This is a genomic window from Kitasatospora sp. NPDC048722, from assembly GCF_040650235.1.
Classification (GTDB): Bacteria; Actinomycetota; Actinomycetes; order Streptomycetales; family Streptomycetaceae; genus Kitasatospora.
The window spans coordinates 110,262-122,078 of sequence record NZ_JBEZGX010000003.1 but is presented as its reverse complement, the minus strand read 5'-3'; the positions used below and the strand labels follow the sequence as shown (position 1 = coordinate 122,078).

Below are 11,817 nucleotides of genomic sequence, written 5' to 3'. Positions count from 1 at the left end.
TCAGCCGTAGACGATCCGGCGCAGCTGGCGCGCCGAGAGCTCCGGTGCCGCGACGCGGCGGACCGGGAGCTCCTCGGCGAGCCGGGCGAAGATCCGTTCGTTGGTCAGTCCGCGCGCCTGGAGCTCACCGTGGCGGCGGCGGACGTACTCCTCGGTGGTCTCGGAGAAGTACGCCAGGACCTCCGCCACGACCCGCGCCGCTTCCCGGGGCCCGAGGGGGCTGGTCCGGGCGAGGTGGGCGACGAGGTCGTCATGAGGGTGGGGTGAGCTCGGCACGGAGGAAGACATTAGGCGGACGACGCCCAGGAAGCCAAAGTTTCTGCCCGGAATCGGGCAGACATTGCGACTTTCGGCCCAGAGGACCATGCGGAACCCCTCCCTTCACCTTTTCGACACACTCTTGTCGCCCATCCGGACGCCACGTAGCGTGACCCTCTCCACACGTAGCGGAAGACCGGAGGCTTGCTGATGTGCGGCATCACCGGATGGGTCGCCTTCGACCGCGACCTCACCGCCGACCGGAACGACCGGGACGTCCTCGACGCCATGACGGCCACCCAGATCTGCCGCGGTCCGGACGCGGGCGGGGTTCACCTGGAGCGCCACGCCGCGATCGGGCACCGCCGCCTCGCGGTGATCGACGTCGAGGGCGGCGTCCAGCCGATGACCGTCGAGCAGGACGGCCGGCTGCTGGCCGCCCTCACCTACAGCGGCGAGGTCTACAACCACGACGAGCTCCGCGCGGAGCTGCGGGCGGCCGGCCACCGCTTCCGCACCCGCAGCGACACCGAGGTCGTACTGCGGGCCTACCTGGAGTGGGGCGAGCACCTGGCCGAGCGCCTGAACGGCATGTTCGCCTTCGCGATCTGGGACGCCCGGCGCGAGGAGCTGCTGCTGGTGCGCGACCGCATGGGCGTCAAGCCGCTGCACTACCACCCCACGGCGGACGGCGTGGTGTTCGGCTCCGAGGTGAAGTCCCTGCTCGCCCACCCGTCCGTCCGGCCGGCCGTGGACCTGGACGGGCTGCGCGAGATCCTCGCCTTCTGCCGCACCCCGGGCATCACCCCCTACCGCGGGATCGCCGAGGTCCGCCCCGGCCACGTCGTCCGCGTGCGCCGCGAGGGGATCACCGTGCGCCGCTACTGGGCGCTGGAGGCCCGCGAGCACACCCACAACCTGGACACCACCGTCGCGACCGTCCGCGCCCTGCTGGACGACATCGTGCACCGCCAGCTCCGATCCGACGTGCCGCTGTGCTCCCTCCTGTCCGGCGGCCTGGACTCCAGCGCCGTCACCGCCCTGGCGGCGGGCGTGCTGAGCCGGGCCGGCGCCGGCCCGATCCGCTCCTTCGCCGTCGACTTCGCCGGCCAGGGCGAGAACTTCCACGCCGACGCGATCCGGCCCACCCCGGACGGCCCGTACGCCCGCATGCTGGCCGAGCACGTCGGCGCCGACCACCACGTCGTGGAACTGGACGCCGCCGACCTCACCGACCTCGCCCAGCGCGCCACCGTCCTGCGCGCCCGGGACCTGCCCGGCGGCTTCGCCGACATGGACGTCTCGCTCCTGCTGCTCTTCCGCGGCGTGCGACGGCAGTCCACCGTCGCCCTGTCCGGCGAGTCCGCGGACGAGCTCTTCGGCGGCTACCGCTGGTTCCACGATCCCGACGCGATAGCCGCCGACGACTTCCCGTGGGCGCCCTCCGTCGAGCGCGGCCTCGCCGGCCCGGGCGCCGGCGTGCGCGAGCAGCTGCTCGACGCCGACCTCCTGCGCGAGCTCGACCTGCCCGGCTACCGCCGCGCCCGCTACCGCGAGGCGCTCGCCGAGGTGCCGCACCTGCCCGGCGCGAGCCCGCTGGAACGCCGGATGCGCGAGGTCTCCTACCTCCACCTGACCCGCTTCGTGTGCCTGCTCCTCGACCGCAAGGACCGGATGAGCATGGCCAACGGGCTGGAGGTGCGGGTGCCGTTCTGCGACCACCGGCTCGTCCAGTACGTCTTCAACACGCCGTGGGCGATGAAGAGCTTCGACGGCCGGGAGAAGAGCCTCCTGCGCGCCGCCGTCCGGGACGTGCTGCCGGACGAGGTCGCCGATCGGGTGAAGAGCCCGTACCCCGTCACCGCCGACCCGCACTACCCGGCGCTGCTGCGCGCCGAACTCGCCGAACTCGCCGCCGAGGGCAAGTCCCCGGTGCTCGGCCTGCTCGACCGGCGGCGGCTGGACGACGCGCTCGCCCCGGGGACCGACCCGCAGTCCGTGCGGCTCGGCGTCGACCTCGCGCTGGACCTCGCCACCTGGCTGACGGAGTACCAGGTGGCGCTGGACATCTGAGCGTTCCCTCCCCCGCACGGCGCAGCGGGAGCACCCGGGCCGGCTGCGCCGTCCGGGCGAGCCCCGGCGGCCACCCGGGACCATCCCGTGCGGGGCCGGGACCGGACGGTGCGGTAGCGTCGCCGACACTCCCGGATGGCGGGCCAAAACGCGGACTGCGGCCGCTTCGCGCGTCAGGATGGGAGCGAACCGTCCGCACTCGATCCGCCGGGGGATCCTGTCATGCAACCGCGAGCGTTCGCGATTCTCACCGCCCTGCTGCTCGGCGTCCTCGGCCTGGGATCGGTGGCCGTCACCGACTGGTCGCCGGCGACCGCGAACGCGGCGACCACCCAGGTCGCCGCCGCTGCCGCCTCGCCCGACGGCACCCCCGCCGCGAGCGCCACCCCGACCGGCGACCCGGCGGTCTGGACCCGCTCGACGCTGCGCAACAAGATGATGGCCGAGATGGACGCCACCGACCCGGGCGTCGCCCTCGCCGACCTCGACAGGATCACCAAGGAGAAGCCGTACACCGTGCGCTTCTGCCACCCGATCGCGCACGAGCTCGGGCACGCGGCCGTCAAGCGGTTCAACGCCGACTTCCAGAAGGTCATCTCCTTCCCGCACGAGACCTGCGCGGCCGGCTACCTGCACGGCGCCGTCGAGGAGATGCTGAACGCCTCGACCCAGCCCGAGGTGGACCTGCTCAAGCTGTGCGCCCCCAAGAACAGCGGCCCGTGCATCCACGGCGTCGGCCACGGCACGATGTTCGTCGCCAAGCAGGACGTGGCCAAGGCCCGCGACCTGTGCAACAAGTTCACCACCGACCAGAACCGGATCCGCTGCTCCGAGGGCCTGTTCATGCAGCTCTTCGGCCCGGACGAGGAGGACGAGCAGGCCAAGGCCAACCTGCCCGCCGACAAGCTCGCCCAGGACCCGCTCTACCCGTGCAAGGACCAGCCGTCGCTGTTCCAGTCCGCGTGCTACTTCTACGCGCCGACCTTCTACCTCTCCTCGCACGACTACCCGAACCACCCCGAGGTGTACGCCGACGCCCTCAAGTGGTGCCTCAACGGCAAGGCCGGCGGCGGGGCCGTCGACTGCAGCCGGGGCGTCGGCTCGCGGACGATGAAGTACAACCTCGACCGCGAGGACTGGGCCGCCCAGCAGTGCGCGACGGCCGCCGACGGCTGGCAGCGCAAGGCCTGCGCGGAGGGCCTGGTCAGCTACTACACGGTGAACTACACCGACGGCGGCGCGGCCGGACGTCTCTGCGCCAAGATCACCAACAAGGAGATGCAGGGCTACTGCCGCTCCGCGAGCGGGCTCTCCGCTTCGCTGGACTGAGCGTCTTCGCCGGACCGGGCCTCTTCGCCGGACCGGTCGTCCCGTCCGACGGGCCCGCGCCGCAACGGCGCGGGCCCATTCCGTACCATCGGCTGATCACCCGGTGCGCCGAGGACGCCGCGCCCGCCCCCACACCGCCGGAGCACGCCCGATGGATTTCCGCAGTACCGATTTCCGCACGGCCGCCCACGCCACCGCCGACCTCGTCTCCGACTACCTCGCCGAGCTGCCCGGCCGTCCGGTCTGGCAGCCCATGGACGACGCGACCCGCAGCGCCCTCCTCGACGCCCCGCTGCCCGCCGGCGGCCGCCCGCTCGCCGAGCTCGTCGAGGCCATCGGCCGGGACGTCCTGCCCCACCCCATGGGCAACGGCAGCCCGCGCTTCTTCGGCTGGGTCAACTCCGCCCCCGCCCCCGCCGGCGTCCTCGCCACCCTCGCCGCCTCCGCCATGAACCCCAGCTCCGCCGGCGGCGACCACGCCGACGTCCACCTGGAGCGCGCCGTCGTCCGCTGGATCGCCGAACTCGTCGGCTTCCCGCACCCGGCCGGCGGCGGCCTGCTCACCTCCGGCACCTCGATGGCCACGATCGTCTGCCTCGCCGCCGCCCGGAACCGCGCCGCCCGGCGGGCCGGGTGGGACGTCCGCGAGGACGGCCTCGCCGGAATGCCCCCGCTGGTCGGCTACGTCACCGGCGAGACGCACTCCTGCGTCCGCAAGGCCGCCGAGCTCCTCGGCCTCGGCACCAGGCACCTGCGCACCGTCGCCACCGGCCCGGACGGCCGCCTCGACACCGCCGACCTGCGCGCCGCGGTCGAGCGCGACCGCGCCGCCGGACTGCTGCCCTTCCTCGTCGTCGCCTCGGCCGGCACCGTCGGCACCGGAGCCGTCGACGCCTTCGACCCGATCGCCGACCTGTGCGCCGAGCAGGAGCTGTGGCTGCACGTCGACGGCGCGTACGGCGCCTTCGGCGTCCTCGACCCCGCGATCGCCCACCGCTACGCCGGACTGGAGCGCGCCGACTCGCTCGCCCTCGACCCGCACAAGTGGCTCGGCGTGCCGGTCGACTGCGGCTGCGCGCTGGTCCGCGACACCGACGAGCTGCGTGGCACCTTCAGCCTCGTCCCGTCCTACCTGCGCGACGAGGCCGCCGGCGAGCTCGGCTGGTTCTCCGAGTACGGCACCGAGCAGACCCGCCCGTTCCGCGCGCTCAAGGTGTGGGCGACCATCGCCCACAAGGGCCGCGCGGGCCTCTCCCGCGACATCGCGCGCTGCACCGCGCTCGCCCGCCGGCTCGGCGAACTGGTCGAGGCGGACGGTGAGTTCGAGCTGCTGGCCGAGGTGCAGACCTCGATCGTCGCCTTCCGCCACCGCTCCTCCGGGCTGGACGGGGCCGCCCTCGACGCGCTCAACCGCGAGCTGCCCGTCGCCGTGCAGCGCCGCGGCAGGGTCTTCGTCACCGGCGCCCGGCTGGACGGGACGGAGATGCTGCGCGCCTGCCTCCTGAACGCCGACACGACGGAGGCGGACCTGGAACTCCTCCTCTCCGAGGTGCGGGCGGCTGCGGCGGACCTCCGGAAGTAACGCGCGGGGCGAGACCTTAACCCGCAGGTCACGGGAGGTTCGTGGACGGGAAACACCACCTGGGGACAGTGGTGCCATGGAGCACACGGAGCACACCTCGACAGCCGTCCACACCTCCGCAACGCCCACCCCCTCCCGCCCCCACCGCTGGCGCCGCGACACCGTCGAACTCGCCGCCGTCTTCGTCTCCGTCACGGCGGCCGATCTCGTCGCCAAGGTCGTCGTGAAGGGCCACGACGGTCCTGTGCTGCTCGCCGCCTCTGCGGCGGCGCTGCTGGCCACGACGCTGTTCCACACGTGGTGGTCCCACCGCCACCACCTGCACGGCCCGCCGCCCCCGGCCCCCGTGGCATCCCCAACCGCCCTCTGGCGGGTCCGCGCCACCGTCCGGAACTCCCCCGCCGGCCTCGCCCCCGTGTGCACCGCCTTCGCCGAACGGCAGGTCGCCATCGTCTCGATGCAGTCCCACCCCCTCCCCGAAGGCGCCGTCGACGAGTTCGTCCTCCGCGCCCCGCACGCCCTCACCAGCACCGACCTGGCCACCCTCGTCACGACCGGCGGCCACGACCTCCTGGACGCACCGACCCGCGTCCTGTGAGCGACGGCCGGAGAGGGCGTACGGGGGCGGGGGCTCAGCCGTTGTCGGGCTGGACGACGCAGACGGCGTTGCCGAGCATCGAGCCGAAGCCGCCGAGGAGGGAGCCGGTCACGGACTTGCAGGCGGCGGCCTCCTGCGGGGTCTTGGGGCCGTGGTTGCCGCTGTCCGCGGCGGCGGGCTGGGCGAGGGCGAGGAGCAGGGCGCAGCAGGCCGTGGCGAACACGGTCCTCTTCAATGACATGGGGAAGCCCCTTCGGGTCGAGGTGGGATCGGCGGAGAGCCGAGCCATCCCTATCCGAAGGGGCTTCGTGGCTCACGGATTCTGGGCCGTCCGTGGGCGTGTCCGCATCAGTGCTCACCGGCCGTCCGCTCCAGCGCCCGGATCGCGGCGGCCAGTTCGACCGCACCGTGCTCCTTGAGGACACCGTAGTGGTCTGCGGTCAGGTCGACCACGGTGGGCGGGACGGCGGAGTAGCCGGAGCTGCCCTCGATGAAGGAGTAGTCGTGGCCGGCGGCCTTGAAGATCGTCACCGGGACGTCCAGCCGGCGCTCGGCGAGCTCGCGGAAGCTGTACTCGAACTCGTAGGTCTCGCCGACGATCCGGACGATCCGGCGGACCACCTCCTCCTCCAGGGTGGGGAGCAGTCGGCGGATCGAGGTGACGAAGGTGTCCTCGTCGGCGGTCTCGATCAGGCAGCGCTCCAGCTCGGGACCGCTGATCCGGCCGGTGAACACCCCGAACAGCACGGTCACGTACGCCGGGTTGGCGTAGGAGGCCTCGCGGCCCCACCACGTAGTACAGGCCGGCCCCGAGCCCGTCGAGGCGGCCGGGCAGGTCGACCTGCGGGCGGCCGGCCAGCTGCCCGGGGTCGCGCAGGCCCGGATCGGATAGCTGGGCCTTGACCTGGAGGCGCCCGGCCTTGGACTGGTGGTGGCGGCCGTGGTTGCCCTGGTCCATCAGGGCGGCCTCACGCGGGTTCAGCTCGACGCAGGCGACCAGGTTCTGATGGCCGGTGCGCTCGTCGGCGGTGACGATCGCGGCCGAGCGGCGGACCCAGGTGTGCTCCTCGATCGCGCGGGCGATCTCGTCCAGCTCGACCGGGTAGCCGCGCAGCTTGACCTGGTTGTCGACGCGGTCGAGCAGGCCGGTGAGCGCGGTGGCGGCGGGCGCGCGCCGGGCGCGCGGCAGGGCGGTGGTCGCGGTGGCGGGGACGGACGGGGTGGTTCGCATGGGAGAGCCTTCGTTCGTGGACTGTCACGCCCCGGCGTCCTGCGTTCGTCAGGAGCGCCGGGCATGTCCACCACCGTCGGCCGCCCGTTGTCCCGGTCACATGAGGCACCGGTCTGGACCTCTGCCGGATCCGTCCCGGCCCGGTCACGGGCACGTCCCGGGTCCGTCCCGGACACTCGTGCGTTCACGATCGCGTAACCGCGCCGAAGCGCGGTGTCGGTAGCGTCGCCTCCATGACGGCATCGCACACGCGCTTCGAACGGCTCTGGACCCGGTCTTTCGGCAGGTCCGACCGGAGGTGCGCGGTGCCCGAGGGGCCCGGTGGCCGGGTGGCGCTCCTCGACGCCCCGCCCCGGGTCGCCCGGACGCACCCGGCGACGGGCCGGATGCACGCCCTCGTCGCGGAGGAGCCGCTCCCCGCTCGGCTGTCCCTGGCGGACGGGACGGCCCTGATCGTCCGAGCGGCCGGTCCGGCCGACAAGGCGGAGGCCCGGGCGATGCACCAGCGCTGCTCCCCCGCCTCGCTGAGGCTTCGCTACCACGGGCCGGTCCGCGACTCCGACCGCCACCTGGACCACCTGCTGGACGGGCGCCACGGGCGCAGCCTCGCCGTGACGGCCGGGGACGGGCGGATCGTCGCCCTCGGGCACCTGATGTGGGACGACGGGGAGGCCGAACTGGCCGTCCTGGTGGAGGACGCCTGGCAACGGCGCGGGCTCGGACTGGGCCTGCTGCGCCGGCTGGCCGCGATGGCCCGGGCCGCCGGGATCGGCACCGTGTACGCGGTGACGCACGCCTCGAACGCGGGCCTGATCACGGCGATGCGCCGGCTGGCCGTGCCGCTGGACTTCCGCGCCGAGGACGGCACCCTCGTGATCACCGCCACCCTGGCGGGCGCGGAGCCGGCGCCGCACCGTCCGGCCTGCTGATCATTTCTTCACCACATTCTCACCGGGAACCGCCCGGCCCTTCGGCGACGTCCTCCTTCCCGCGGGAGCCCCGTCCGTACACCGCCTTTCCTGACGATGCGTCAGGCGTCCCGGGACGCGCCCCCGGGGGCGCGTCGCAGCAGGCGGCGCGGGGTCCGGATCGTGGGGCCGGGTGACGGAGTCGGTAGGCTGGCCCCGTCCCCGCCGCCCGACGGCCCGTTAACCGGCCCCCGGGCGGTGCCGCAGCAAGGAGGAACCACTGAGCATGGCAGGCACCGAATCGGAGCCCACAGGCGCGCGCGACGCCTCCCTGCCGGCCCGCGCCAAGATCGCGGTCACCGCCGGCAAGGTCGCGGCCGCCGTGTCGCGCAAGGCCGGTCGCGGCAGCGGCTCGGTGATCGGCGGCAAGGTCGCCCTCAGGCTCGACCCCGACCTCCTCGCCACCCTCGCCGACCACCTCGACGTCGTGCTGGTCAGCGCCACCAACGGCAAGACCACGACCACCCGCCTGATCGCCGAGGCGCTGCGCGCCGCCGGCCCGGTGGTCTCCAACGCCCTCGGCGCCAACATGCCGGCCGGCATCACCTCCGCCCTGGCCGGCGGCTCGGACGCCCGCTTCGGCGTGATCGAGGTCGACGAGAAGTACCTGGCCGGGGTCGCCCGCGACACCCGCCCCAAGGCGATCGCCCTGCTCAACCTCTCCCGCGACCAGCTCGACCGCGCCGCCGAGACGCGGATGATGGCCGAGAAGTGGCGCGAGGGCCTCCAGGACACCGAGGCCGTGGTCATCGCCAACGCCGACGACCCGCTGGTGACCTGGGCCGCCTCCTCCTGCAAGAAGGTGGTCTGGGTGGCCGCCGGACAGGCCTGGAAGGAGGACGCCTGGTCCTGCCCCGCGTGCGGCGGCGTCATGCAGCGCCCCGGCGACGACTGGTTCTGCCAGGAGTGCGGCTTCCGGCGCCCCAACCCGCACTGGGCGCTCCAGGGCACCCACGTCATCGACCCGCAGCGCGGCGCCTGGCCGATCCAGCTCCAGCTGCCCGGCCGGGCCAACCTGGCCAACGCCACCAGCTCGGCCGCCGTCGCCGCCGTGTTCGGCGTCTCGCCGCAGGTCGCGCTGGAGCGGATGCGCTCGGTGACGGCCGTCGCCGGCCGCTACGACGTCGTCCAGTACCAGGGCCGCGACATCCGCCTGCTGCTCGCGAAGAACCCGGCCGGCTGGCTGGAGACCTTCTCGCTGATCGACGGGCCGCCCGCCCCGGTCATCCTCTCCGTCAACGCCCTCGACGCCGACGGCACCGACACCTCCTGGCTGTGGGACGTCGACTACGAGCGCCTCGCCGGGCACCCGGTCTTCGTGATGGGCCAGCGCAAGCTGGACCTGGCCGTCCGCCTGGAGGTCGCCGGACTGCAGTTCCACGTGGTGGACACGCTGGAGCAGGCCGTCCGGATGGCCCCGCCCGGCCGGATCGAGGCCATCGCCAACTACACCGCCTTCCAGCAGCTGCGGAAGGTCGTGGCCGGCTGATGCCGCGCCCCCACGCCCCTCTTTTCGTGACGGAAGGCCTTCGAGGATGAGTGAGAGCAGCCTGCGCGTGGTCTGGGTCTACCCGGACCTGCTCAGCACCTACGGCGACCGCGGCAACGCCCTGGTCGTGGAGCGCCGGGCCCGCCAGCGCCATCTCAACGTGACCCGGATCGACGTCCGCTCCGACCAGGCGGTCCCCACCAGCGGGGACATCTACCTGATCGGCGGCGGCGAGGACCGGCCGCAGCGCCTGGCCGCCGAGCGGCTGCGCGCCGACAGCGGCCTGGTGCGGGCCGCCGAGAACGGCGCGATCATCTTCGGCGTCTGCGCCGGCTTCCAGATCATGGGCCACGAGTTCGTCAACGACCTCGGCGAGCGCGAGCCGGGCCTCGGCCTGCTCGACGTCTGGACCACCCGCGGCGAAGGCGCCCGGTGCGTCGGTGACGTGCTCGCCGACGTCGACCCGCGGCTCGGCCTGCCGCAGCTGACCGGCTTCGAGAACCACCAGGGCGTCACCCACCTCGGCCAGGGCGTCCAGCCCTTCGCCAACGTCACCGTCGGCCGGGGCAACGGCACCGGTGACGGCACCGAGGGCGCCTGGCGCGACACCGTCTTCGGCACCTACCTGCACGGCCCGGTGCTGGCCCGCAACCCCGCGGTCGCGGACATGCTGATCAAGCTGGCGCTGGACGTCAACGCCCTGCCGCCGGCCGACACCACCTGGTACGACGCGCTGCGCGCCGAGCGCATCGCCGCCACGACGCGCCCCCAGTAAGGCTCGTCCTCGGACTCCCGCCGTCCGCCCGGAAGGGCGGCCCCGGGAGTCCGAGGACAAACCCGGTACGTCCGTACGCCCGGCCCGGGTGCCCGCCATGCGGTCACCCGGTCCACGGGCGGCCCGGAACGTACGACAATGGGGGATGCCGGCTGCACACCCTCCTCGGCAGCAGGCTGCACTTCCACGCGGGGGCGCCGACGGCGCCGCTCCCGCGTCGGCTCCTGCCCGGCCGGACCAGGGGTCGTATGCTCGACACCACGGCCTTTTTCGGGCGTTCTGCCCGATTCGGCCGATCCTTCACCCCACGGTCAGCTCCCCGCCACCCCGGCGCGGGATCGCACCGCTACGGTGGCGGCTCGTCGTCCCAGCCTGTAGTCCGGCCGTTCCTCGGTTCTGCTCGGGAGTTGCAAAGCTAATGCGTATCGGAGTGCTGACCAGCGGCGGTGACTGCCCCGGCCTGAACGCGGTGATCCGCTCCGTGGTCCACCGGGGGGTGGTCGACCACGGCGACGAGATCATCGGGTTCGAGGACGGGTGGCGCGGCTTCCTGGAGGGCCACCACCGCCCCCTCACCCTGGACTCGGTGAGCGGCATCCTCGCCCAGGGCGGCACGATCCTCGGTTCCTCGCGGGTGCAGCCCAGCCACCTGCGCGACGGGGTCGAGCGCGCCAAGAAGTACTGCGCGGACCTCGGCCTGGACGCCGTCATCCCGATCGGCGGCGAGGGCACCCTCAAGGCCGCCAAGCTGATGAGCGACGCGGGCCTGCCGATCGTCGGCGTGCCGAAGACGATCGACAACGACATCGCCGCCACCGACGTGACCTTCGGCTTCGACACCGCCGTCTCGGTCGCCACCGAGGCCCTGGACCGGCTGAAGACCACCGCCGAGTCCCACCAGCGGGTCATGGTCGTCGAGGTCATGGGCCGGCACACCGGCTGGATCGCCCTCAACGCGGGCATGGCCGCGGGCGCGCACGCGATCGTCGTCCCCGAGCGGCCGTTCCACATCGAGCAGCTGACCGCCGTCGTCCGCGAGCGCTTCGACCGGCAGAAGAAGTTCGCCATCGTGGTCTGCGCAGAGGGCGCCAAGCCCGAGCCCGGCACCATGCACTGGGAGGAGGGCGTGAAGGACATCTACGGCCACGAGCGGTTCACCGGCATCGCGACCCAGCTCTCCCGCGAGCTGGAGCACCGGCTCGGCAAGGAGGCCCGTCCGGTGATCCTCGGCCACACCCAGCGCGGCGGCACCCCGACCGCCTACGACCGGGTGCTCGCCACCCGCTTCGGCTGGCACGCCGTCGAGGCCGTCCACAAGGGCGCGTTCGGGCACATCACGGCGCTGCAGGGCACCAACATCAACCTGGTGCCGCTCGCCGAGGCGGTCGCCGAGCTGAAGACCGTCCCGCAGGAGCGCTACCTGGAGGCGGAGACGGTCCTCTGACCTCGTCCTCCACTGCGCAGCCCCCGGGTCGTTCGCGACCCGGGGGCTCCGTGCGTCCGGAGGGCGCTCC

Annotated in this window: 10 protein-coding genes and 1 pseudogene; 8 read left to right on the top strand and 3 right to left on the bottom strand. The window is 73.3% G+C overall.

Translation table 11 applies throughout. The features are described from left to right. Window positions 1-288, bottom strand: a complete 288-nt coding sequence (locus tag AB0C76_RS03945; protein ID WP_359959248.1) for a hypothetical protein — start codon at window positions 286-288, stop codon at window positions 1-3. Window positions 289-468: 180 nt separating this feature from the next. On the opposite strand from AB0C76_RS03945, the gene asnB reads away from it, so the two are divergent. The 4 genes from asnB (at window position 469) to AB0C76_RS03925 (ending at window position 5,840) form a co-directional block, all read left to right on the top strand. Further along, the gene (asnB, locus tag AB0C76_RS03940; protein ID WP_359959246.1) at window positions 469-2,331 is read left to right on the top strand and encodes an asparagine synthase (glutamine-hydrolyzing); all 1,863 of its coding nucleotides are present in this window, start codon (window positions 469-471) and stop codon (window positions 2,329-2,331) included. 222 nt (window positions 2,332-2,553) lie between these two features. Continuing rightward, window positions 2,554-3,660 (top strand): hypothetical protein, encoded by a 1,107-nt coding sequence (locus AB0C76_RS03935; RefSeq protein ID WP_359959243.1) that lies wholly within the window; start codon window positions 2,554-2,556, stop codon window positions 3,658-3,660. 151 nt (window positions 3,661-3,811) lie between these two features. Beyond that, on the top strand, window positions 3,812-5,242 hold the full coding sequence (locus AB0C76_RS03930; protein ID WP_359959241.1) for a pyridoxal-dependent decarboxylase: 1,431 nt from the start codon (window positions 3,812-3,814) through the stop codon (window positions 5,240-5,242). A gap of 76 nt (window positions 5,243-5,318) precedes the next feature. After that, a complete protein-coding gene (locus AB0C76_RS03925; RefSeq protein WP_359959238.1) occupies window positions 5,319-5,840 on the top strand; it encodes a hypothetical protein in 522 nt (173 codons plus the stop codon). Between the two features lie 34 nt (window positions 5,841-5,874). Here the strand turns inward: AB0C76_RS03925 and AB0C76_RS03920 are convergent, their stop codons facing one another. Further along, window positions 5,875-6,081 (bottom strand): hypothetical protein, encoded by a 207-nt coding sequence (locus AB0C76_RS03920; protein WP_359959235.1) that lies wholly within the window; start codon window positions 6,079-6,081, stop codon window positions 5,875-5,877. A gap of 107 nt (window positions 6,082-6,188) precedes the next feature. Beyond that, entirely contained in the window at window positions 6,189-6,593 is a 405-nt protein-coding gene (locus AB0C76_RS03915) for a hypothetical protein (protein WP_359959232.1), read from the bottom strand. A gap of 906 nt (window positions 6,594-7,499) precedes the next feature. Here AB0C76_RS03915 and AB0C76_RS03910 point away from each other — a divergent pair. From AB0C76_RS03910 to AB0C76_RS03895, 4 genes and pseudogenes are all read left to right on the top strand, one after another. After that, window positions 7,500-8,000 (top strand): annotated as a pseudogene (locus AB0C76_RS03910) (GNAT family N-acetyltransferase); the annotation flags it as partial. Between the two features lie 265 nt (window positions 8,001-8,265). Then, complete coding sequence (locus AB0C76_RS03905; RefSeq protein ID WP_359959229.1) at window positions 8,266-9,528, top strand: MurT ligase domain-containing protein; 1,263 nt, start codon at window positions 8,266-8,268, stop codon at window positions 9,526-9,528. Window positions 9,529-9,574: 46 nt separating this feature from the next. After that, complete coding sequence (locus AB0C76_RS03900; protein ID WP_359959226.1) at window positions 9,575-10,303, top strand: glutamine amidotransferase; 729 nt, start codon at window positions 9,575-9,577, stop codon at window positions 10,301-10,303. A gap of 418 nt (window positions 10,304-10,721) precedes the next feature. Next, the gene (locus AB0C76_RS03895) at window positions 10,722-11,747 is read left to right on the top strand and encodes a 6-phosphofructokinase (protein WP_359959223.1); all 1,026 of its coding nucleotides are present in this window, start codon (window positions 10,722-10,724) and stop codon (window positions 11,745-11,747) included. The last annotated feature ends 70 nt before the right edge of the window (window positions 11,748-11,817 follow it).